At 66.8% G+C, this 22,438-nt stretch carries 18 protein-coding genes; 8 read left to right on the top strand and 10 right to left on the bottom strand.

Annotation, left to right across the window (positions count from 1 at the left end; translation table 11 throughout):
* Positions 1-25: 25 nt before the first annotated feature.
* The gene (gene wrbA, locus ASE89_RS04770; RefSeq protein WP_056674515.1) at positions 26-625 is read right to left on the bottom strand and encodes an NAD(P)H:quinone oxidoreductase; all 600 of its coding nucleotides are present in this window, start codon (positions 623-625) and stop codon (positions 26-28) included.
* Between the two features lie 65 nt (positions 626-690).
* Positions 691-1,410 carry a pirin family protein gene (locus ASE89_RS04765; RefSeq protein ID WP_031439462.1) on the bottom strand — a complete coding sequence of 240 codons (720 nt, stop codon included), beginning with the start codon at positions 1,408-1,410 and terminating at the stop codon, positions 691-693.
* Positions 1,411-1,525: 115 nt separating this feature from the next.
* On the opposite strand from ASE89_RS04765, the gene ASE89_RS04760 reads away from it, so the two are divergent.
* The 4 genes from ASE89_RS04760 to ASE89_RS04745 all read left to right on the top strand — a co-directional run bounded on the left by ASE89_RS04760 (position 1,526) and on the right by ASE89_RS04745 (position 5,367).
* Complete coding sequence (locus tag ASE89_RS04760) at positions 1,526-2,419, top strand: LysR family transcriptional regulator (RefSeq protein ID WP_031396651.1); 894 nt, start codon at positions 1,526-1,528, stop codon at positions 2,417-2,419.
* A gap of 110 nt (positions 2,420-2,529) precedes the next feature.
* On the top strand, positions 2,530-4,023 hold the full coding sequence (zwf, locus tag ASE89_RS04755; RefSeq protein ID WP_056674513.1) for a glucose-6-phosphate dehydrogenase: 1,494 nt from the start codon (positions 2,530-2,532) through the stop codon (positions 4,021-4,023).
* A gap of 185 nt (positions 4,024-4,208) precedes the next feature.
* Entirely contained in the window at positions 4,209-4,910 is a 702-nt protein-coding gene (ctrA, locus tag ASE89_RS04750; protein WP_031396653.1) for a response regulator transcription factor CtrA, read from the top strand.
* 109 nt (positions 4,911-5,019) lie between these two features.
* Complete coding sequence (locus tag ASE89_RS04745; protein ID WP_146163616.1) at positions 5,020-5,367, top strand: hypothetical protein; 348 nt, start codon at positions 5,020-5,022, stop codon at positions 5,365-5,367.
* Between the two features lie 13 nt (positions 5,368-5,380).
* On the opposite strand, the gene ASE89_RS04740 is transcribed toward ASE89_RS04745, so the two are convergent.
* Positions 5,381-7,066 (bottom strand): amidohydrolase, encoded by a 1,686-nt coding sequence (locus ASE89_RS04740; protein ID WP_056674508.1) that lies wholly within the window; start codon positions 7,064-7,066, stop codon positions 5,381-5,383.
* Positions 7,063-7,917, bottom strand: a complete 855-nt coding sequence (locus tag ASE89_RS04735) for an NAD(P)-dependent oxidoreductase (RefSeq protein WP_056674507.1) — start codon at positions 7,915-7,917, stop codon at positions 7,063-7,065. Before ASE89_RS04735 ends, ASE89_RS04740 begins: the two co-directional genes overlap by 4 nt.
* 57 nt (positions 7,918-7,974) lie before the next feature.
* Between ASE89_RS04735 and ASE89_RS04730 the strand changes: the two genes are divergently transcribed.
* Complete coding sequence (locus tag ASE89_RS04730; RefSeq protein ID WP_056674504.1) at positions 7,975-9,231, top strand: threonine ammonia-lyase; 1,257 nt, start codon at positions 7,975-7,977, stop codon at positions 9,229-9,231.
* Between the two features lie 128 nt (positions 9,232-9,359).
* Positions 9,360-10,145, top strand: a complete 786-nt coding sequence (locus ASE89_RS04725) for an arginyltransferase (protein WP_056674502.1) — start codon at positions 9,360-9,362, stop codon at positions 10,143-10,145.
* 10 nt (positions 10,146-10,155) lie between these two features.
* Here ASE89_RS04725 and ASE89_RS04720 read toward each other — a convergent pair whose 3' ends face one another.
* From ASE89_RS04720 to ASE89_RS04705, 4 genes are all read right to left on the bottom strand, one after another.
* On the bottom strand, positions 10,156-10,968 hold the full coding sequence (locus ASE89_RS04720; RefSeq protein ID WP_056674500.1) for a transglutaminase family protein: 813 nt from the start codon (positions 10,966-10,968) through the stop codon (positions 10,156-10,158).
* A complete protein-coding gene (locus ASE89_RS04715) occupies positions 10,968-11,903 on the bottom strand; it encodes an alpha-E domain-containing protein (RefSeq protein WP_031439469.1) in 936 nt (311 codons plus the stop codon). Before ASE89_RS04715 ends, ASE89_RS04720 begins: the two co-directional genes overlap by 1 nt.
* A complete protein-coding gene (locus ASE89_RS04710; protein ID WP_056406093.1) occupies positions 11,903-13,426 on the bottom strand; it encodes a circularly permuted type 2 ATP-grasp protein in 1,524 nt (507 codons plus the stop codon). Before ASE89_RS04710 ends, ASE89_RS04715 begins: the two co-directional genes overlap by 1 nt.
* 71 nt (positions 13,427-13,497) lie before the next feature.
* Complete coding sequence (locus tag ASE89_RS04705; RefSeq protein WP_192003045.1) at positions 13,498-15,531, bottom strand: protein-disulfide reductase DsbD family protein; 2,034 nt, start codon at positions 15,529-15,531, stop codon at positions 13,498-13,500.
* A gap of 70 nt (positions 15,532-15,601) precedes the next feature.
* On the opposite strand from ASE89_RS04705, the gene ASE89_RS04700 reads away from it, so the two are divergent.
* Positions 15,602-17,284: an alkaline phosphatase family protein gene (locus tag ASE89_RS04700; RefSeq protein ID WP_056674497.1), complete on the top strand. Its 1,683-nt coding sequence runs from the start codon at positions 15,602-15,604 to the stop codon at positions 17,282-17,284.
* 106 nt (positions 17,285-17,390) lie between these two features.
* Here the strand turns inward: ASE89_RS04700 and ASE89_RS04695 are convergent, their stop codons facing one another.
* A complete protein-coding gene (locus ASE89_RS04695; protein WP_056674495.1) occupies positions 17,391-18,329 on the bottom strand; it encodes a hypothetical protein in 939 nt (312 codons plus the stop codon).
* Between the two features lie 237 nt (positions 18,330-18,566).
* Here ASE89_RS04695 and ASE89_RS04690 point away from each other — a divergent pair, with 237 nt between their 5' ends.
* Positions 18,567-19,775 (top strand): cation:proton antiporter, encoded by a 1,209-nt coding sequence (locus tag ASE89_RS04690; protein ID WP_056674493.1) that lies wholly within the window; start codon positions 18,567-18,569, stop codon positions 19,773-19,775.
* 57 nt (positions 19,776-19,832) lie between these two features.
* Here ASE89_RS04690 and metH read toward each other — a convergent pair.
* Positions 19,833-22,438: methionine synthase (gene metH, locus ASE89_RS04685; protein ID WP_082451227.1), on the bottom strand; the 2,606-nt coding region annotated here is incomplete at its 5' end.

The following is a 22,438-nucleotide window of genomic DNA, read 5'->3' as shown; positions in this document are numbered from 1 at the left end:
GGTCACCCGGAGGGATCGTTCGCGCTTACTTCAGCTTCGCGGCCGTCTCGGCGATCCGCTTGCCCTGGTAGCGCGCACCGTCGAGTTCGACGCTGCTCGGCATCCGGCTGCCATCGCCATCCGAGATCGTCGTCGCACCGTAGGGCGAGCCGCCCTTGACCGCGTCGACGCCCATCTGCCCCTGGAAGCCATAGTCCAGACCGACGATCGTCATGCCGTGATGAAGCAGGTTGGTCAGGATCGAGAACAACGTCGTCTCCTGCCCGCCATGCTGGCTCGCGGTCGAGGTGAAGGCGCCGCCGACCTTGCCGACCAGCGCGCCGGAGAACCACAGGCCGCCGGTCGTGTCCCAGAAGGACGCCATCTGCGCAGGCATCCGCCCGAACCGGGTCGGTGCACCGACGATGATCGCGTCATAGTCCTTCAGTGCATCGGGGCCCTCGATCTCGGTATGCGCGCTGTCGGTCTTGAAATGCGCCGACTCGACGACCGCCTGCGGTGCGGTCTCGGCGACCCGGCGGATGTCGACTTCCGCGCCGCCCGCGCGCGCGCCTTCGGCAACGGCGTCCGCCATCTGCTCGATATGGCCGTAGGACGAATAGTAGAGAACCAGAACCTTGGTCATGTCAGTCTCCTCAAAGGCAGACCATCCCGGCACAGGCCGGAATGGTTATAGGATCATCGGTAAAATTACTCGGAGTCCACCAGAACGATCTCGGCCTCGTCGAGTGCCGTGATCCGCACCGTCCGGCCGCCCGAAAGTGCCGCACCGTCGCGCGTGTTGATGGTCTCGTCGTCGATCGTGATCGCGCCGGTCGCCGGGACAAGATAGGCGTGACGTCCCTCGCCGACCGCATAGTCCACGCTGTCGCCCGCCTTCAGCGTCGCGGCCAGCACCCGGGCGTTCGCCCGGATCGGCAGCGCGTCGCCGTCATCGGCAAAGCCGCTTGCCAGCGTCACGAACTGCCCCGAACGCTCGCCCTTGGGGAACGGCTTTGCACCCCAGCTTGGCGAACCACCCTTGCGGCTGGGCTCGATCCAGATCTGGAAGATCGTCGTCGTCTCGGGCTCCAGATTATACTCGGCATGGCGGACGCCCGAACCGGCACTCATCACCTGGACGTCGCCGGCCTCGGTGCGGCCCTTGTTGCCGAGCGAGTCCTGATGCGTGATCGCACCGCTGCGGACATAGGTGATGATCTCCATGTCCTGATGCGGATGCGGCGGGAAGCCCGAATTGGCGGCGATCTGGTCGTCGTTCCAGACGCGGATCGCGCCCCAGCCCATCCGCGCAGGGTCATAATAGCTCGCGAACGAGAAATGATGCCGCGCATTCAGCCAGCCATGGTCGGCATGGCCCAGGCTGTCGAAGGGGCGGCGGTCTACGGTGTTGAGAGTCGTGGTCGTCATGAGAGGTCTCCACTTGTTGCCACCAAGATAGACACTGGCATCGCACCGTAAATAGAAACGCTGGAAACCGATCGTTTCGATTGCTAGCAAACGTGACCGCTGCGGAGAGTGAATGATGCGCCTTCCCGACCTCGAAGCCTGGGCGATCTTTGCCAGCGTCGTCGAACATCGCTCGTTCAGCGCCGCCGCCGACGCGATCGGACTGAGCAAGGCGACCGTATCCAAGGCGATCACCCGGCTCGAGGCGCATCTCGGCCAGTCGCTGTTTCATCGCACCTCGCGCCGGCTCGCGCTGACCGAAGCGGGCAAGCCGCTCGCCGAGCACGCCGCGCGGATCCTGGGCGAAGCGCGGCTTGCGGAAGAGTCGGCGAACGATGCCGCAAGCGCGCCGACGGGGCGCGTACGGCTGGCGGCGCCGATGAGCTTCGGGATCACCAATGTCGCGCCGCTGCTGGCCGAGTTCCTGGCCGCGCATCCCGGCATCGAGATCGACCTGCATCTGTCGGACGCACGCGTCGACATCGTCGCGGAAGGATTCGACGTGGCGTTGCGCATCGCCGAGCTGCCCGACAGCTCGCTGCGCGCGCGACGGCTGTGCAGCATCCAGGCGCACACCGTCGCCGCGCCTGCCTATCTGGCGGCGCACGGGACGCCGACTCATCCCGCGCAGCTCGGCGAGCACCGCCTGATCGGCTATTCGAACGTCGTCGGGCCCTGGCGGTTTCAGCGCCCCGGCGAAAGCGACGTTTCGGTGCGGCTGCAGGGTCAGCTCACCGCCAATAGCGGCGAGGCGGTCGTCCCGGCGCTCGTCGCTGGTCTCGGCATCGCGCGGCTCCCCCATTTCATCATCGAGGCGCAGCTCGCGTCCGGAGCGCTGGTGACGCTGCTCGATGACTGGGCGCCCGCACCGATCGGCCTTCACCTGCTGACCCCGCCCAGCCCGCTCCGCCCGGCCCGGGTCGAGGCGCTCATCGCGTTCCTCGGCGCACGGCTTCGCGACCCCGGCTGACCCCGACGGAAACCCCGACGGAACAATGCCCGCCGCCAGGCTATTGCTGTGAGCTACCACGGAAGGATGTCGATGCTCCCCTACCAGACCGCGCCCCGGACCCGCCGCGCATGACCGGCGCGATCCAGCCCGCCCCGCCGACCACACTCGTCATCTTCGGTGCTATGGGCGACCTGACCCGCCGATTGCTGATGCCCGCGCTGACCAACATGACCCGGCTGGGCATGATCGGCAACGATTTCTCGGTCCTCGGCATCGGCATCGAACCCGGCGACGACGACACGCTGCGCACCGCGCTCGCGACCTTTCGCGCCAGCGCTCCCACGGCGCATGCCTCGCCCGAGCAGGAGGCCGCCTGGGACCGGTTGCAGGCGCGCGTCCAGTATATGCAGGGCGATTTCACGCAGGACGACGTCTATGCACGGCTGAGCGACCGGCTATCGGGCAACGCCGCCTTCTATCTTGCCGTACCCGCGCGATTCTTCGGCGACATCGTCGATCGGCTCGCGGCCAACGGGCTGACGCATGAGAGCAAATCGGCGTTTCGCCGGATCGCGATCGAGAAGCCGTTCGGCCACGACCTCGCTTCCGCGCAGGCGCTGAACGCGCGCATCCTGTCGCACGTCGCCGAGACGCAGATCTACCGGATCGACCATTTCCTCGGCAAGGAAACCGTCCAGAACATCATGACCGCACGCTTTGCGAACATGATGATCGAGCGGGTCTGGAATGCCGACTGTATCGCGCATGTCCAGATCACCGCCGCCGAGACCGTCGACGTCGGCACGCGCGGTGCGTTCTACGACGCGACGGGTGCGTTGCGCGATATGGTCCCGAACCATCTGTTCCAATTGCTGGCGATGGTCGCGATGGAGCCCCCTGCGAGTTTCGACGCGGAGGCCATCCGCAACGAAAAGGGCAAGGTGCTGAAAGCCGTCCGGGCTTATTCGCCCGCCAAGGCACGCCGCAACGGCGTCCGCGGCGCCTATGGTGCGGGGACGATCGGCGAGCGCGCCGTCCCCGCCTTCACTGCATCGCCCGACATTGCCGCCGACAGCACCACCGAGACCTATGTTGCATTGAAGCTGATGGTCGACACGTGGCGCTGGGCGGGCGTGCCCTTCTACCTACGCACCGGCAAGGCAATGGAGATTCGCGATACCGAGGTCGTGATCACCTTCAAGCCCGTGCCGTTCGCCCAGTTTCACGCGACCGCCGCCGAGAAACTACCGCCGAACCGCCTGATCATCCAGATTCAGCCCGACGAGGGGCTCAGCATGGATATCAATATCAAGCGCCCCGGGCTCGAGGTCGACACCGCGCCGATCGCGCTGGATTTCCGCTATGCCGACTCGTTCGATATCGGCGCGATGACCGGGTATGAGTCGCTGATCCACGATCTGTTCGCGGGCGACCAGACGCTGTTCCAGCGCGCCGACGCGATCGAGGCGGGATGGGCCGCGGTCCAGCCGTTCCTCGACGCATGGGCAAGCGAAGGCGCACCCGACACTTACGCCGCGGGTACGACCGGACCGGCGGCGGCAGACGAACTGCTCGCGCGCGACGGGTTTGCCTGGCACACGCTCGACCCGGCAAAGACGTGAGCCCGCGCCGCGACTCGGTTCCCGGGGTCTGATCACGGAGTTTCGGTCGGTTCCGTACCAAGAGTTCGTATAACGCTCTCATTTAAGACGGAATTAACCTTTTGCTTTCAGATGTTCTTTGGTTAATGAATCAACGGCGGATCGCTTAGCAGGGGCTGGCGTTTTCGCTAAACGGGGGACAACCCATGCGCGTGCTGCTGATCGAGGATGAGCCTACCACCGCCAAGGCCATTGAGCTTATGCTCACGACCGAGGGCTTCAACGTGTACATCACCGATCTGGGCGAAGAGGGCCTCGATCTTGGCAAGCTGTATGATTACGACATTATCCTGCTCGATCTGAACTTGCCTGACATGCACGGCTATGATGTCCTGAAGCGCCTTCGTGTCGCCCGTGTTGCGACGCCGGTGTTGATCCTGTCGGGCGTCAACGAAATGGACTCCAAGGTTCGCAGCTTCGGGTTCGGCGCGGACGATTACGTCACCAAGCCGTTCCACCGCGAGGAGCTCGTCGCGCGGATCCACGCCGTCGTGCGCCGCTCGAAGGGCCATTCGCAGTCGGTCATCCGCACCGGCAAGCTCGCAGTCAATCTTGATGCCAAGACGGTCGAAGTCGATGGCAGCCGCGTTCACCTGACCGGCAAGGAATATGCGATGCTCGAGCTGCTCTCGCTGCGCAAGGGCACCACGCTGACCAAGGAAATGTTCCTCAACCACCTCTATGGCGGGATGGACGAGCCGGAACTCAAGATCATCGACGTCTTCATCTGCAAGCTGCGCAAAAAGCTCAGCCTGGCGTGCGATGGCGAAAACTACATCGAGACCGTCTGGGGCCGCGGCTATGTCCTGCGCGAACCCGACGAGATGGTCGAAGCGCAGGTCGCCTGATCTGCTCGGCTGCGCGACCCAAAGGCCAAGGTCGCGTCGCTTCTCCTCAGAAGTTCAAGCTTGCAACCTTGCCTGATGGTGTCAGTTTAGTCTTCATCGGAGGTGTTCCATGAAGACTATCCTGCTCGCTGTCGGACTGATTGCCTGTCCCGCGGCTGCTTCTGCGCAACTTGGCGTTCCTGGCCCCAGCGGCTTGATAGGTACCAGCGCGCCGTTTCCCGGAAATCCCGGCTGGACGCCGCGCACGAACATTTCGCCCCCGTCGATCACGCCGACGATGCGACGCGAGCGCGAGGCGCGGTTGCAGCTCGTCCTGGCGACCTTCCCCGACCTGCCGACCACTCTCGCAGCGGCACCGCCCCGCCAGCGGGCTGCGCTCTACGCGAAGGCCGAACACAAGGCGGTCTGGGCGCGGATCAACGCGCGCGCATCGAAGGACGCCAGCGGCGACCTTTGAGGCTACCGGCCGGCTATTTCCGAACCCAGACCTTCTCGCCCCCGATCCAGGTCTCGGCAACCTTGATGGCGCGCAGTTCGGTCGGTGAAGCGATCATCGGATCGCGGTCGACGACGATGAAGTCCGCGCGCTGTCCGGCGGCGAGCGCGCCGAACTTCGTCTCGGCAAACCCCGCATAGGCGGCGGCGCCGGTCATCGCCCACCACGCCTGTTCGCGCGAGATGAGCTCCTGCGGCTGCCACCCGCCCTGCGGCTGACCGCTCGCATCCTGCCGCGTAAATGCGGCGGCCCAGGTGGCGAACGGGTCGGGCTTCTCGACCGGGAAATCGGTACCAAAGGCGAGCTTCGACCCGTTCGCCAGCATCGACTTCCAGGCATAGGCGCCGGTCAGCCGATTCGGCCCGAGCCGCGCCTCTGCCATCGTCCGGTCGCTGGTCTGGTGCGTCGGCTGCATCGACGCGATCGTGCCGAACTTGCCGAAGCGCGGCAGGTCGGTGGGATCGACGATCTGCGCATGCTCGACACGCCAGCGCCGGTCGCCCTTGTAGGTCTCGCTCTCGACCTGGATCGCGTCGAGCACCTGCTGGTCCGCGCGATCGCCGATCGCATGCACCGCGACCTGGAACCCGTCCATTGCCGCGCGGCTCATCTGGTTCTGGAGCTGCGCATCGGTCAGGAAGCCCAGCCCGGTCTGCCCCGGCGCATCGGCATAGGGTTTCAGCAACCACGCGCCGCGCGAGCCGAGCGCGCCATCGGCATAGAGCTTCACCCCGCCCATCCGCAGATGGTCGTCATACAGCCACGGCGTCGGCCCCTTGCCGCCGATCCGCCCTGCGGTCTCGACGCCGAGCGCATAGCTCATGATCCGGACGCGCAACCCGCCAATATCAGCCATCCGCCGATAGGTCAGCCAGTCGTCGAGCGTGGTGCCCATGTCGGCGACCGCGGTCACGCCGTACCCGAGCAGGATCCGCTGCGCGGTGAGGAAGGCCGCGTCGCGCTCCTTGGGCAGGGGCTGCGGCACGACCTTCTCGACCAAAGATTGCGCGGCATCGACGAACACGCCCGACGGCGCGCCGCCGCTTTTTTCGATGCGCCCGCCCGCCGGGGCGACCGTGGCGCCGGTGATCCCCGCCTCGCGCATCGCGACGCTGTTCGCCCAGCCGGCATGGCCGTCCGCGCGCGACAGCCAGATCGGATGACCGCCCGAAACCGAGTCGAGATCCGCAGCGGTCGGAAACCGCCCCAGCCCCCAGGCTTCCTGGTTCCAGCCGCGGCCGAGCACCCATTTGCGATCAGGATTGGCCGCGACATAGGCCGCGATCCGCGACTTTGCGTCGTCGAGCGAGGTCGCTGCCGACAAATCGAGCGACAGCGCGCCGAAGCCGAGCTCGATCACATGGCCATGCGCATCGACGAAGCCGGGCAGCACGGTCTTGCCGCCCATGTCGGTACGCCAGTCATAGAGCGGCTTGCCCGCGTTCTTCTTCAATTCCTTGCGGCTGAGCTTGGGGGGCTCCTCCCCCGGCGGCACCAGCCGGGTCACGCGGCCGTCCTTGTCGACCAGGATCGCCTTGAACCGGACGATCTTGCCGCCCTCGGTGATGGTCAGGCCGTTGACGTTGTCGACGATCCCGTCGGCCAGCGCCGGGGTGGCGAACAGCGACAGGGCGGCACTTGCGAACAGGACAGGCTTCATTTCGGCAATCTCCGCACCAACGCACTCGTATCCTGCCGCGCGCCGCCCATGGCCTGCACATCGGCATAGAATTGATCGACCAGCGCCGCGACCGGCAGAACGGCACCGTTGCGCCGCGCCTCGTCGAGCGCGAGCCCCAGATCCTTGCGCATCCAGTCGACCGCAAAGCCGAAGTCGAAGTCTTCCTTCGCCATCGTCGGCCAGCGATTGACCATCTGCCAGCTCTGCGCCGCGCCGCCCGAGATCGCCTCGAACACCTTGTCGAGGTCGAGCCCGGCATTCTGCGCGAAGCGGATCGATTCCGACACGCCCTGGATCACCCCGGCGATCGCGATCTGGTTGCACATCTTGGTCGTCTGGCCCGCGCCCGCGTCGCCGACATGCACGATGCGCGTGGCATAGGCCTGCATATACGGCTCGGCCTTCGCCATGGCGACGGCGGAACCGCCGCACATGATCGACAATTTGCCGTTCTCGGCCCCCGCCTGCCCGCCCGACACCGGCGCATCGACGACGAGCGCGCGGGCATCCGCCAACCGCCGGGCGATTGCAGCGGAGACGGTGGTATGGTCGACGAATACCGCGTCATCGCGCATTGCCGCAAACACACCGTCCTCACCCAATGCCACCCCGGCAAGATCATCGTCATTGCCGACACAGGTGAACACGGCATCCGCCTCGCGCGCCGCCAGTGCCGGCGTGTCCGCGATCGATCCGCCATATTTATCGGCCCATGCCAGAGCCTTGGCCTGGGAGCGATTATAGACGGTAACGTCGTGCCCTGCCGCGACGAGATGCCCCGCCATCGGCGCGCCCATCACGCCAGTCCCGATGAATGCCAGTTTTGCCATGGATCAAGCGCATAAGCGGTGTTTCCCCTGCGCGCCAGATGGTCTAGCGCAACGCCTATGGCTACCCTCGCTGCCGTAGCGGCACCCACCCTTCCCGTGTCCATCGACGACGTTCGCGCCGCGCATGACCGGATCCGCGCCTCGATCGTCCGCACGCCGACGCTGATCAGCCGCACGCTGAGCCAGATGACCGGCGCGACCGTTTATCTGAAGTTCGAGAATCTTCAGTTCACCGCGGCCTACAAGGAACGCGGCGCGCTCAATACGCTGTTGCAGTTGTCGCCCGAAGCGTGCGCAAAGGGCGTGATCGCCGCGTCGGCGGGCAATCACGCACAGGGTCTCGCCTATCACGCCAACCGGCTCGGCATCCCCGCGACGATCGTGATGCCGACCAACACCCCGACCGTGAAGGTCACGCAAACCGAAGGACACGGCGCCAAGGTCGTGCTGTACGGCGACACCTTCGACGCCGCCTATGCGCATGCCCGCATCCTCGAGGGCGAATGCGGCTTCACCTTCGTCCATCCCTTCGACGACGCCCGCGTCATTGCCGGCCAGGGCACGACCGCGATCGAGATGCTCGAGGACGTGCCGGACATCGACATGATGGTCGTCCCGATCGGCGGCGGCGGTCTGATCTCGGGCGTCGCGACCGTGACGCGGGCGAACGCCGCGCAGGGCGGTCACGCGATCGAAGTGGTCGGCGTCGAGGCCGAGCTGTTCCCGTCGATGTACAACCGCATCAATGGGACGACGATGCCCTGCGCCGGAGACACGCTGGCCGAGGGGATCGCGGTCAAGGAGCCCGGCGGCATCACCTCGAAGATGGTCGCCGAACTCGTCGACGACATCGTCCTGGTCAGCGAGCGCAGCCTGGAGATGGCGGTCAGCCTGCTGCTCCAGATCGAGAAGACTGTCGTCGAGGGCGCCGGTGCCGCCGGCCTCGCCGCGCTGCTCCAGCATCCCGAACGCTTCAAGGGGCGCACCGTCGGGATCATCCTGTGCGGCGGCAATATCGACACGCGGCTGCTCGCCAACGTCCTGCTGCGCGATCTCGCCCGCTCGGGCCGCCTCGCACGGCTGCGCATCCGCCTGCAGGATCAGCCCGGCGCGCTGTACAACGTCGCCCGGATCTTCGATCAGGAGCGCGTGAACATCATCGAGGTGTATCATCAGCGCGTCTTCACCACGCTGCCGGCAAAGGGGCTGATCACCGATATCGAATGCGAGGCCCGCGATCGTGCGCATCTCGATCGGCTGGTCACCGCGCTGAAGGCGGCGGGCTACGAGACGAGCACCGTCGAACTGGCCTGATCCCCGGCCAACGCCGCCGAGAATTTCTTTTACCACCGCGGGCCGCCCCACTTTCCAGCGGCCCGCACAGGAATCATATACCGCCCGCGCCTTGAGAGCGCTTGAAGCCGAGAGAGGGGCACTTCGCGATGACTGCGCCTTTTCGGTTTCCCCGGTTCTTCGTGACCAGCCCCGGCCCCTGCCCCTATCTGCCCGATCGGGAGGAGCGGAAGGTCTTCACCGAGCTGAACGGCCCGCATGCGGTCGAGCTCAACGACGCGCTGAGCCGGATCGGGTTTCGACGGAGCCAGGGCGTCGCCTATCGGCCGAGCTGCACCGGCTGCAGCGCCTGTGTGTCGGTCCGTGTCGTGACGCCGGAATTCACGCCCAATGCGACGCAGCGCAAATTGCTCAAGCGGCACGGAGACATCACCGCGACCGTCTGTCGCGCATGGGCGACCGACGAACAGTTCCAGCTGCTGCGCCGCTATCTGTCGGCGCGTCATCCGGACGGCGGCATGGCGGGGATGGACGAGGACGATTATGCCGACATGGTCGAGCATTCACCCGTCGACTCGCTGATCGTCGAGTATCGCGAACCGGGCATCGGCGGTGCCCCCGGCCGGCTGGTCGGCGCCTGCCTCACCGATCGCCAGGCCGACGGGCTGTCGATGATCTACAGCTTCTTCGCGGCGGACGACGCATCGCGGCCGGGCTTGGGCAACTACATCATCATCGACCACATCCTGCGCGCACGCGGTGCGGGGCTACCCTATGTCTATCTGGGCTATTGGGTGAAGGGATCGGGCCGGATGGAATACAAGATCCGCTATCGTCCGATCGAGGCGCTCGGCCCGGGCGGATGGAGCCGCCTAAGCGAAGAGGACCTGCTGGCGGCCACGCCTGGGCAGGGCCCCGGGCAGCGCGAGGACTAGTCGCCGACGGTCACTGGCCGTCCCGCGACACGACGACATCGACCTCCAGACGCTCGCCGCCTTCGCCGAGCCGCGAGCCTGCCACCGGGGCGGCCCCTGCGGCATCGAGCGCGACCGCGACCCGGACATGATGCTCTTCTGGACAGTCGCCGGTGAACGGGTCGAACCCGATCCAGCCCAGCCCGTCGACATGCGCCTCCGCCCAGCCATGCGGCGTCGGACGGTGATCGTCGTCGCGTTCGGTCAGCAGATAGCCCGACACATAGCGCGCCGGCGCCCCCAGCGAACGCGCGGCGACGATGAACATCTGCGCAAAGTCCCGCGAGGTGGCGCTGTCGAGCCGGAACGCCGCCGCCGCGCCGAGGTTTGGCTCGGGACGGCCGGGATTGGCGGCAAAGCGTTCGTGCAACGCCTCGTTCACCCGGTGCAGCGCGCCGATCCGGCCCTGCGCAGGGGTCGTGACGCGTGCGGCGAAGTCGGCAATGGCCTTGTCCTGCGCGGTGGTCTCGGTGGGCCGGAGGAACAACGCCGGCGGCAACACTTCATAAGCGCCATGGACGACGCCGTCGGAATGGCTGGTCAACACCTCGCCAGTGACGTCGATCTCGATCCCGTCGATCGGCCCGTCGATGTAGAGCATCGTGATGGCATTGCCGAACCCGTCGCGCCCCTGCCGCAGCCGGGCATCGCAGTCGATATCGATCCGCCACTGCGCGACCGTCTGGTCATGCGTGTTCTGCGGGGTCATGCGGAGCATCTGGACGAGGCGGCTCTGCGGCTCGGTGAAGCGATAGATCGTGCGGTGATCGACCGACAACCGCATCAAAGGAACTTGAACTGCCGGCCGATCGCGCCGTGGAGCAGCGCATTTTCCTGGATGAAGGCCTGCAGATACTGGTGCAGACCCGATGCGATCACCTCGCCGGATCGGGTTCGCCCCAGCCGCGAGGCACGGAGCCGCGCCATCCGGTCCGCCTCGCCATGCTGGCCGGTGCGTTTCGCAAGCAGATTGAGCACGTCCACCGTCTCCTCGACCGATGCTGCGAGACTACGCGGCAACTCCGCGCGCGCCAGCAACAAATCGATCACGTCGGCCGGCCGAAGGCCGTCATTGTACATCCAGCGATAGGCGGTCACTGCCGACACGGTCTGCAGGATGGTCGTCCACTGGTCGCGATCGATCGCTCCGCCCAGCTTCTGTCCCTCCGGCAGGAGGATATGATATTTGACGTCGAGCAGCCGCGCGGTGTTGTCCGCGCGCTCGACCGCTTGGCCGAGCCGGATGAACCAGGTCGTCTGGTTGCGCAGCATGCGGTGGATCGCACCTTCGAACCCGCGCGTCTCGGTCTTGACCGCCTCGACCAGGTTGAGCTGCGCGGTCGTGCTACCGGGGGTCGCGCGGTTTTCGAACAACAGCCACGCACGGTTGATCGCGGTCCATGATTCCCGCGTCAGCGCGGTCCGCACCGCCTTGGCATTGTTGCGCGCCATGTCGAGGCAGCGGACGATCGATCCCGGATGGCTGGCGTCGAGCGTGAGAAAGCGCACCACGTCGCGCTGCCCCACCGGCACCCCGGTCTTGGCAAAGGCCTCGTCGGTCTCGGTGACCGCCAGCGCCGATGCCCAGGCCGCCTCGCCCGCAGGCTGCGACGACAGCACGTCGAGGCGCACCGTCGCCTCGACCAATCGCGCGATGAAATCGGCACGTTCGAAATAGCGTCCCAGCCAGTAGAGGGACGAGGCGGTCCTCGACAGCATCAGGATTGCGCCTCCGGCCCGGGCATGCCTTCGCCGAGGGTTTGCGTCATCCCGCCCAGCGTCTGCGTCATGCCGCCCGCCCCCATCCGCTGCGATTGATCCGCCATCAGGACGAAGCTGTCCTTCGTGCCGCCACCCTGGCTCGAATTCACGACCAGCGATCCCTGCTTCAGCGCGACGCGGGTCAGCCCGCCCGGCACGACCTGGACGCCCTTCGACCCGGTCAGCACGAACGGCCGGAAATCGACATGGCGCGGGCAGAGGCCGGATTCGGCCATCGTCGGCACGGTCGACAGCGCGAGCGTCGGCTGCGCGATGTAGCGATGCGGCTCGGCGATCAGCGCGGCACGGAAATCCTCGATCTCCTGCTTCGTCGCGGTCGGTCCGACCAGCATGCCATAACCACCCGAACCGTCGACCAGCTTGACGACGACGTCCTCGAGATTGTCGAGGACATATTTCAGCGCCTGGGGCTCGCGGCACCGCCACGTCTCGACATTGGGCAGCTTGCACTCGCCGCCCGAATAGAATTTCACGATGTCGGGCATGTAGCTGTAGATCGCCTTGTCGTCGGCGATGCCGTTGCCCGGCGCGTTGATGATCGCGACATTGCCCGCGGCATAGGCGGCGATAAGCCCCGGCACGCCGAGCGCGCTGTCGGGACGGAAGACCAGCGGGTCGAGATAATCGTCGTCGATCCGGCGATAGATCACGTCGACCTTCACGCGCCCCGCGATCGTCCGCATCCACACGACATCGTCGTCGACCACCAGATCGGCCGCCTCGACCAGTTCGACGCCCATCGTATCGGCGAGGAAGCTGTGCTCGTAATAGGCCGAGTTATAATGCCCCGGCGTCAGCACGACGCAGGTCGGTGCGCTGACGCCGTGCGGCGCAACCGACTTCATCGTCTCAAGCAGCCGGTCGGGATAGCTGTCGACCGCCGCGACGCGAAACTCGCGGAACAGCTCGGGGCAGAGCCGCAGCATCGCCTCGCGATTCTCGAGCATGTAGCTGACCCCCGAGGGCGTCCGCGCATTGTCCTCGAGCACGAAAAAGTCGTCGGGTCCGGTGCGTACCAGATCGATCCCGCAGATATGCGCCCAGACCCCGTGCGGCGGGCGCATCCCGGCGATTTCGGGACGGAACTGCGCATTGCCCATGACGAGATCCTCGGGGAGGATCCCTTCCTTCAGGATGCGGCGTTCGCCATAGATATCCTCGAGGAACGCATTGATGGCCTCGACACGCTGGACGAGCCCTTCGGAAAGCCGCGTCCATTCGTCATGCAGGAAGACCCGCGGGACGATGTCGAACGGAATGATCCGCTCGGCCGCCTCGTTCTCGCCATAGACGGCAAAGGTAATGCCGAGCTGCCGAAACGTCGTTTCAGCCGCCTGCTGGCGACGCCGCAACTCGGCGTCGGGCGTCTCCTCGATCCAGCGGCCCAAGGCGGCAAGTTCGGGACGGACACGGGTATCGCCCGGTGCCCCCATGATTTCGTCGAACGCTTGTTTCCCCATCGAAATGGTAAATTCCCCATCAAGCGTTGCGGTTCCATGCTGCAACGCTTCACCGCGCTGCACAAGCCGGATTAGACGCCCAGCCCCGCCAGCAGCGCCGGGGTGAGGACCTGCGGCAGGACGGTCGGCTCGGCCGCCCCCGGCGCATAATAGAGATAGAGCGGCACGCCGGCACGGTTATGCGCCTCGATGAAGCGGCCCATGACCGGGTCGCCATCGGTCCAGTCGCCGATCAGCACCGCGACCTTGTTCTTGGCGAACGCGTCGCGGACCGTCGCGGTCTCGATCGCCGCCTTCTCGTTGACCTTGCATGTCAGGCACCAGTCGGCGGTGAAATAGACGAACACGCCGCGCTTCTCGGCGCGCAGCGCGGCAAGCTTCGCCTCGCTGAACGCCTCGTCGCCGGCGACCGCCGTCCTGGCCGAGGCCGGCGGCGCGCGGGCGATGACGACCGCGCTGCCGACGAACACGACCGCCAGTGCGGCAAGGGTCGCCGCGCCGAACGCCTTGCCCTTGCGCTGCCGCGTGCCGCCAACCCACAGCACCGCGCCGATCGCCAGCACTGCGACGAGCGCGAGAGTCAGGCTGTCGACGCCGGTCTGGCGGCCCAGCACCCAGGCGAGTGCGATCGCGGTCAGGAACATCGGCACCGACAGGACATGCCGGAACGTCTCCATCCACGCGCCGGGCTTGGGCAGCCAGCGCCGCCACGCCGGCACGAAGCCGATCGCGAGGAACGGCAGCGACAGCCCGAGTCCCAGCCCGGCGAACACCGCCATCGCCGCGGGCCAGGGCAGCACAAGCGCAGCGCCCAGCGCTGCGCCCATGAACGGCCCGGTGCACGGCGTCGCGATGAATGCGGCCAGCGCGCCGGTTGCAAACGCGCCGCTCGCACCGCTCTCGCCCGCGAACCGCGGCGTCGGCACCTCGAACAGCCCGGCCAGGTTGAACGCGATCGCGGTGCTCAGCAGCAGCAGCACGATGATCGCCGCGGGATGCTGCAACTGGAACGCCCAGCCGACCGCAGACCCGCCCGCACGCAGCGCGAGGATCGCCGCGCCAAGGCCGAGGCACACCAGCACGACGCCCGCGGTATAGGCCAAGGCCTCGTGCCGCGCCTCACGTTCGCTGGCACCACCGCGCGCGAGGCTGAGCGCCTTCAGGCTCAGGATCGGGAAGACGCAGGGCATGATGTTGAGGATCAGGCCGCCGAGCACCGCGCCCGCAAACGCCGCCAGCGCGGTCGCCCACAGCCCGCCCGCCTCATCCGATGGCGTTGCCGCAACGACCCCGGGCGCGGCGCTGACCGCGAGCCCCTGCGCGTCGCCGATCCGCAGCACACCCTCGATCGGCGCATTGGCCTTGCCATTGGCCGCCAGCCGTGTCGCGATCGTCAGCGTATCGCCCGACCGCGTCACGGTCTGGCGCGCGCCATTGTCGATCACGCCGGTGGTGAGCGGGAAGAAATAGGCGTCCTTTGCCCTGGCCCCGGCGGGGAACGGCACCGCGACGCGCAGCACGCCCTTGTCGACCGCATAGGTCGCGCCCGCATCGAGCGGCTTGGGGATCGCCCGCCGCCAGCCGGCAAAGGCGCTCGCCTGCGACGGCGCGCCGTCACCAATCGTCAGGTCGAGCGAGAGCGCCTGCTCCTCGGGCACGCAGATCGTCGCCGAACAGACAAGATAAGACGTCTTCAGCCGGATCGGCAGCTTGGCGCCCGCCGCCAGCCCCGCCGGCACCTGGATCGTCACGAGTGGCGCATAGGGCGCCTCGTAGACATAGTTCATCAGCCCCGCGATCAGCAGCGTCGTCGGGACGGGCCATTCAGGCTGCCCCGCCGTCGCCCCGCGCGGGAGTGTCCAGTCGAACGTCGCGGGGAATCCCGCATCGCCTGGATTGGCCCAGTAGCCGTGCCAGCCCATATCGGGAGTCGTTGCAATCGCGATGGTCAGCGGTGCGCCCGCTTTCGGATGGTCACTCTCGGCAACCAGCCGCATGCTCAGATGCCGGCTCGACCCGTCGAGCGAGTCCGCCAGCGCCGGCGTCGCCACGAGGCTGCACAGCGCGAGCAGCATCGTCATCAGGACGCAACGTAAACTGCGCATGGCCATCCTTGTTTCGTTCATCGGCCACAGCCATAGCGAGGACGACACCGCATTACATCCGAAAGCAGTCATGCCGCTGCTCGTCAAAGGACTGTCCGTGAAAGCACTTATCGCCGCGTTGCTCCTGACCCCGGCCGCGTCCGTGACCGCGTCCGCACAGACCGCTCCGACCCCGACCCCCGCCCCGGCGGTTGCGGCACCGACGCCCGCCACGCCGCCCAAGCTGATCGTGGCGATTTCGGTCGACCAGTTCGCCGCCGACCTGTTCCAGCAATATCGCAACCACTTCACCGGCGGCTTCACCCGCCTGCTGAACGGCGTGGTGTTTCCGAGCGGCTATCAGAGCCATGCCGCGACCGAGACCTGCCCCGGCCACTCGACCATCCTGACGGGCATGCGTCCCGCGCATACCGGGATCATCGCGAACAACTGGGTCGACCAGCGCGCCGGCCGCCCCGACAAGATCGTCTATTGCTCGGAGGACGAGCGCGTCGCCGGCAGCACGCATGACAGCTACACCGTGTCCGACATGCACCTGAAGGTGCCGACGCTCGGCGAGATGATGAAGGCGCGGGATCCGCGCACCCGCTCGGTCTCGGTCGCGGGCAAGGATCGCGCGGCGGTGATGATGGGCGGCCACAAGGTCGACGAGCTCTGGTGGTGGGACGGCAAGACCTATGTCTCTTATGCGGGCCGCGCCGTACCGCCGGCGGTGCAGCGCACGCGCGCCGCAGTCGCCGGGCTGATCGCGCTGCCCCAGGCCGCGCTGCCGCTGCCCGGCTATTGCGCAGGCGTGAACCACCCGATCGTGATCGCGGGCAAGACGTACGGCCAGGGCCGCTTCGAGCGCGAGGCGGGCGACGCCAAGGGCTTCCGCGTGTCGCCGGCGTCCGATGCCGCGGTGTTCGCGATGGCCGCCGCGCTGGTCCAGGACATGAAGCTCGGCCAAGGGCCGCAGACCGACATCATCGACATCGGCGCGTCGGCGACCGATTATATCGGCCACACCTACGGCACGCAGGGGTCCGAGATGTGCATCCAGATGGCCGAGCTCGACAAGACGCTCGGCGGCTTCTTCGCGGTGCTGGACGAGACGGGCGTGGATTACGAGGTCGTGCTGACTGCGGATCACGGTGCGCACGACGCGACCGAGCGCCAGCAGCAGCGCGCGATGCCGATGGAGGCGCATATGGACGAGAATGTGCTCGCCAAGCAGGTCGGCACCGCGATCGCCAAGGATCTGGGCCTGCCCGGCAGCGTCCTGCTGGGGACCGAGGGCGACGTCTATATCGACGATGCGCTGCCCGCCAAGACACGCGCCAGGGTGCTGACCGAGGCGCTGCGCCGCTACCGTGCGCTGCCGCAGGTCGCCGCCGCCTTCTCGGCCGCCGAGATCATGGCGACGCCGATGCCGACCACCCCGCCCGAGACATGGACGCTGATCGAACGCGCGCGCGCCTCCTATGCCGAGGGCCGCTCGGGTCAGTTCGTCACGCTCCTGAAGCCACGCGTGACGACGATCGTGTCGCCCGCCGGCGGCTATGTCGAAACGCACGGCAGCCCGTGGGACTATGATCGCCGCGTGCCGATGCTGTTCTGGCGCAAGGGGATCGCCGGGTTCGAACAGCCGCTGTCGGTGGAAACGGTCGACATCGTGCCGACGCTCGCAGCGACGATCGGCCTGCCGGTATCGAAGCTCGACGGCCGCTGCCTCGACCTCGACGCGGGCGCGGCGAGCACCTGCCCGAATTGACGGGGCTCGCCACCCCGCCCCTTCCGTCATCCCAGCGAAAGCTGGGATGACGGGGGGTGTGGACGCGGTGCTACCGGCCCACTTTTCCCGACGGCTCTTCCAAAAACTACCGCGTCTCGAACGCCCGCAACCCCGGGCCCAGCCGGTTCGCCCCCAGCGCCAGCTGGTCATGGCTGTAATCCGCCAGGAATGCGGGGCTGGTCGCATCGCCCGGTGCCAGCCGCGCGTCATTGTCCTCGACGCGCAACCCGGTCGAGCGATAGGTCTTCGCCTCCGCCGCGACGACGATCAGACCGGTGTGGTTCTCCTTCTGCCGTCCCTGCACGAAGGTGTTGCGCGCGATCAGCCCGGCCGCGCCTTCAGGCAGGTCGATCATGTAGTTGGTCTTGCGCCCCGCGCTGTCGTCGAAGCTGTTGTCGGTGATCGAGACGGTCGGCACGCGCAGCTTGACGTAATGCCCGCCGGTTCCGCGCTCGAACCGCGAGCGGGTGATCGTCACGCTGCCCTGGTTCGCCAGATACACGGCATGCGAACAGCTCGGCGACTGGTCGCACTGGCCAAGGCCCGAAAAGGTCGACCGGTCGATCGTGATCCGCTGCCCGCTCGGCTCGCCGCCGAGGATGCCTTCCTGGCTGTCGAGGAACATCGCGTTGACGACATTGAGGTCCCCCATCTCGGTGCGGATCCCCGCGCCATTGCCGTCGGGGACGCTGTAGCCGCGAAAGACCAGGCCATCGACGACCGATCCCTGCCCGCGCAACACCAGCGCGGCCTTCTCCTCGCAGGCCACGCCCTCGAAGATCGCGGTGCCCGGCTCCACCGCCTTGAAGGTGATACGCCCGCCCGCCTGCACCGCGCATTGCCGGTAGGTGCCCGGCGCGATCAGGATCGTCGCGGTGCCGAGCCGGATCGACGAGACCGCCTCCTGCAGCGTCGCAAAGCCTTGCCCATCGACGGTAAAGGGCGCGGCGCGCCGCACCGGCGCCTGGGCCGAGGCGGACGCGGCGACCAGCACGAGCACGAGCAATAAGAGCGATCGGTTCAAGCAAGGCACTCCCTCATCGGCCAGCCACGATTGCGCCGCCACGCCCCGTCCTTAGCGCGGATGCGTCCCGGCTGCCGATAGCGGGGGCCCGCCCTGCGTCCCGCAATGGCGCAGCCTGCAAACGGATCGACACCGGTTCGACCATACCGAAGCATATTGCCGCCGCCTGCCCGGCCGCATACCACCCCGCAGCATAAAGCCGGCGGGGGGCCCCCGACCGCGCGAGAGGGGGAATGCATGCACGCCATGACACCGACGGAGGTCTTCCTCCTTGCGATGCTTATCATCTTCAGCGTCCCCTATCTGGTCTGGCGGCTGGGCCGGACCGATTACTGGGCACCGCTGGTCGTTGTGCAGATCTTCGGCGGCATCCTGCTCGGACCGGGCGTGCTCGGCGCGCTCTTCCCCGATTATTATGCGACGATCTTCACGCCTGCGACAATCGGCTCGCTGAACGGCGTCGCGTGGTGGGCGGTGATGATGTTCGTGTGGGTCGCTGGCATTGAACTCGATCTCGGCGCGGCATGGCGACATCGCCGCGAGACCGCGGTCACCGCCGGCCTCGCGCTGGCAGTGCCGCTCGCGACCGGCAGCATCGCCGCCGCGCTGATGCTGCGCTATCCGGGCTGGGCAGGCGTGTCGGGCGCGCGGTGGCAGGTCGTTCTGGGCATCGGCATGGCCTGCGCGGTCACCGCGCTGCCGATCCTCGTGCTGTTCCTTGAAAAGCTCGAGGTCCTGCGTGAGCCGATCGGCCAGCGCATCCTGCGCTATGCCAGCCTCGACGATATCGCGATCTGGGGCGTGCTCGCGCTGATCCTGCTCGATTGGGAGCGGGTTGGCCGGCAGGCGGGCTTCCTGATCGGCTTCGCGGTCGCCACCCTGCTGATCCGCCGACTGATGGCGCGGATCCCTGAGCGCGATCGCTGGTATGTCAGCCTGATCTGGCTCGCCGGCTGCGGGTTCGCCGCGGACTGGGCGGGACTGCATTTCATGGTCGGCGCGTTCCTGTCGGGCGCGGTGCTCGACGCGAAATGGTTCGACCAGGTCCGGATGGACGACTTCCGCCGCTTCGTGCTGCTCGCGGTGATGCCGGTGTTCTTCCTGTCGACCGGCCTGAAGACGCAGTGGGCGGTCGGCGGGATCGCGGTGTTCGCCGCCGCGGCCTTGCTGCTGCTCGCCTCGGTCGGCGGCAAGCTGGCGGGCGTCCACGCCGCCGGACGGATCCTCAAATGGCGCCCGGGCGAGGCGTCTGCGATCGGCTGGCTGCTTCAGACCAAGGCGCTGATCATGATCATCTTCGTCAACATCCTGCTCGACAAGGCGATCATCACCAACGAGACGTTCACCGCGCTGCTGCTGATGGCGTTGGCCAGCACGATGCTGACCGTGCCGATGGTCGCACCGAAATTGAAGAAGCTGGCGGCATTGGTCGGGCGTAGCGCCTGACAGCCACAGGCATGGCGCCACCCCGGCGAAGGCCGGGGTGACGTCACGGTTCGGGGTTCAGTCCAGGTTCGGCCGCAGCCAGCGCTCCGCGATCGGCAGGTCGACGCCGCGCCGCGCCGCATAGTCTTCCAGCTGGTCGCGACCGACGCGGGCGACACCGAAATACTCCGCTTGCGGGTGGCCGAAGTAGAAGCCCGAGACGGCTGCGGTCGGGAACATCGCAAAGCTCTCGGTCAGTTCGAGCCCGGTCGCGGTCTCGGCATCGAGCAGGTCGAACAGGATCGGCTTGAGGCTGTGATCGGGGCATGCGGGATAGCCCGGCGCGGGGCGGATGCCGCGATACTGCTCCTTGATCAGCGCATCATTGGTCAGCTGTTCCTCGGGCGCATAGCCCCACAGCTCCTGACGGACATGCTTGTGCAGCCGTTCGGCAAACGCCTCGGCGAAGCGATCGGCGAGCGCCTTGAGCAGGATGTCGTTGTAATCGTCATGCCCCGCCTTGAACCGCGCGATATGCTCGTCGATCCCGTGGATGCCGACTGCAAACCCACCGAACCAGTCGCCTGCGGGATCGACGAAATCGGCGAGGCACATGTTGGCGCGCCCCTCGCGCTTCGAAATCTGCTGGCGCAGCATCGGCAGGCGCACGTCCTCGTGCGGCATGTCGTGGCCGCGCGTGTGCGAGACGACCACATCATCCCCCTCGCGCCGCGCCGGCCACAGCCCCACAACCCCGCGCGGCGTCAGCCATTTCTCCGCGACGATCGTGTCGAGCATCGCCTGCGCATCCGCGTAGAGCGAACTCGCACTCTCGCCGACGACCTCGTCGGTCAGGATCGCCGGGAAGTTGCCCGCCAGCTCCCAGGCGCGGAAGAACGGCGTCCAGTCGATATAGTCGCGCAGGTCGGTCAAATCCCAGTCCGCGAACACATGGACGCCGGGCTTCGCCGGCGCCCCGGGCTTCAACGCGAAGTCCGCGACGAACCCACGCTCGCGCGCCGTCTCGATCGGGATAAGCTCGCTCTGGCCCTTGTTGGCCCGCGCCACCCTCACCGCTTCATATTCGTCCGCGGTCTTGGTCACGAACTCGTCCCGGATCGTGTCGCTGACGAGCGTCGACGCGACACCCACCGCGCGGCTCGCATCGAGCACATGCACGACCGGGCCGTCATAGGCGGGCGCGATACGCAGCGCGGTGTGGACCTTGGAGGTGGTCGCCCCGCCGATCAGCAGCGGCATCGTCATGCCCGCGCGCTTCATCTCCTCGGCGACGGTCACCATCTCGTCGAGGCTCGGGGTGATGAGGCCCGACAGCCCGATCATGTCCGCGTCATTCTCGTTCGCGGCCTCGAGGATCTTCGACCACGGCACCATGACGCCCAGATCGACCACGTCGAAGCCGTTGCACTGGAGCACCACGCCGACGATGTTCTTGCCGATGTCATGCACGTCGCCCTTGACGGTCGCCATGATGATCTTGCCCTTGCCGCGCGCGCCGGGCTCCTTCGCCGCCTCGATGTAAGGCAGCAAATGCGCGACCGCCTTCTTCATCACGCGCGCCGATTTCACGACCTGCGGGAGGAACATCTTGCCGCTGCCGAACAGGTCGCCGACGACGTTCATCCCGTCCATCAGCGGGCCCTCGATCACCTCGATCGGGCGACCGCCATTGCCGTCGATGATCAGCCGCGCTTCCTCGGTATCCTCGACGACGTGCAGGTCGATGCCCTTTACCAGCGCATATTCGAGCCGCTTGTTGACGCCGAGCGAACGCCATTCGGCCGCCGCCTTCTCGGCCACGACATCGGTGCCGCGATAGCGTTCGGCGAGCTGGACGAGCCGCTCACCCGCCTCGGGATCCTTGTTGAGCACGACGTCCTCGACCGCCTGACGCAGCTCGGGATCGATATCGTCATAGATGTCGAGCTGGCCGGCGTTGACGATCGCCATGTCCATGCCCGCGGGGATCGCATAATATAGGAACACGCTGTGCATCGCGCGGCGGACCGGCTCGTTGCCGCGGAACGAGAAGCTGAAGTTCGACAGCCCCCCCGAGATATGGACGTGCGGACAGCGCGCCTTGATTTCGCGGCACGCCTCGATGAAGTCGACGCCGTAATTGTCATGCTCCTCGATCCCCGTCGCGACCGCGAAGACGTTGGGATCGAAGATGATGTCCTCGGGCGAAAAACCGATCCCGACGAGCAGCTTGTAGGCGCGCTCGCAGATCTCGACCTTGCGGTCCTTGGTGTCCGCCTGTCCGACCTCGTCGAACGCCATCACGACCACCGCGGCGCCGTATGCCATGCACTTCTTGGCCTGGCTGAGGAACTGCTCCTCGCCCTCCTTCATGCTGATCGAATTGACGATCGGCTTGCCCGAAACGCACTTCAGTCCCGCCTCGATCACGCTCCATTTCGAGCTGTCGACCATGAACGGGATGCGCGCGATGTCCGGTTCGGCGGCGATCAGCTTCAAGAACGTCGTCATCGCGTGGTGCGCGTCGAGCAGCCCCTCGTCCATGTTGACGTCGAGCACCTGCGCGCCGCTCTCGACCTGCTGGCGCGCGACCTCGACCGCGGCAGGATAGTCGCCCGCCATGATCAGCTTCTTGAAGCGGGCCGAGCCGGTGACGTTGGTACGCTCGCCGATGTTGACGAAGG

This window comes from Sphingomonas sp. Leaf30 (genome assembly GCF_001422525.1).
GTDB lineage: Bacteria > Pseudomonadota > Alphaproteobacteria > Sphingomonadales > Sphingomonadaceae > Sphingomonas > Sphingomonas aerolata.
The sequence above is the reverse complement of the archived record's forward strand: the minus strand, read 5'-3'. Positions and strand labels throughout refer to the sequence as shown.

Coding starts and splice junctions, on each gene's coding strand:
- wrbA (WP_056674515.1), bottom strand. CDS start 625: ATGACCAAGGTTCTGGTTCTCTACTATTCGTCCTACGGCCATATCGAG.
- ASE89_RS04765 (WP_031439462.1), bottom strand. CDS start 1,410: ATGACGACCACGACTCTCAACACCGTAGACCGCCGCCCCTTCGACAGC.
- ASE89_RS04760 (WP_031396651.1), top strand. CDS start 1,526: ATGCGCCTTCCCGACCTCGAAGCCTGGGCGATCTTTGCCAGCGTCGTC.
- zwf (WP_056674513.1), top strand. CDS start 2,530: ATGACCGGCGCGATCCAGCCCGCCCCGCCGACCACACTCGTCATCTTC.
- ctrA (WP_031396653.1), top strand. CDS start 4,209: ATGCGCGTGCTGCTGATCGAGGATGAGCCTACCACCGCCAAGGCCATT.
- ASE89_RS04745 (WP_146163616.1), top strand. CDS start 5,020: ATGAAGACTATCCTGCTCGCTGTCGGACTGATTGCCTGTCCCGCGGCT.
- ASE89_RS04740 (WP_056674508.1), bottom strand. CDS start 7,066: ATGAAGCCTGTCCTGTTCGCAAGTGCCGCCCTGTCGCTGTTCGCCACC.
- ASE89_RS04735 (WP_056674507.1), bottom strand. CDS start 7,917: ATGGCAAAACTGGCATTCATCGGGACTGGCGTGATGGGCGCGCCGATG.
- ASE89_RS04730 (WP_056674504.1), top strand. CDS start 7,975: ATGGCTACCCTCGCTGCCGTAGCGGCACCCACCCTTCCCGTGTCCATC.
- ASE89_RS04725 (WP_056674502.1), top strand. CDS start 9,360: ATGACTGCGCCTTTTCGGTTTCCCCGGTTCTTCGTGACCAGCCCCGGC.
- ASE89_RS04720 (WP_056674500.1), bottom strand. CDS start 10,968: ATGCGGTTGTCGGTCGATCACCGCACGATCTATCGCTTCACCGAGCCG.
- ASE89_RS04715 (WP_031439469.1), bottom strand. CDS start 11,903: ATGCTGTCGAGGACCGCCTCGTCCCTCTACTGGCTGGGACGCTATTTC.
- ASE89_RS04710 (WP_056406093.1), bottom strand. CDS start 13,426: ATGGGGAAACAAGCGTTCGACGAAATCATGGGGGCACCGGGCGATACC.
- ASE89_RS04705 (WP_192003045.1), bottom strand. CDS start 15,531: ATGCGCAGTTTACGTTGCGTCCTGATGACGATGCTGCTCGCGCTGTGC.
- ASE89_RS04700 (WP_056674497.1), top strand. CDS start 15,602: ATGCCGCTGCTCGTCAAAGGACTGTCCGTGAAAGCACTTATCGCCGCG.
- ASE89_RS04690 (WP_056674493.1), top strand. CDS start 18,567: ATGCACGCCATGACACCGACGGAGGTCTTCCTCCTTGCGATGCTTATC.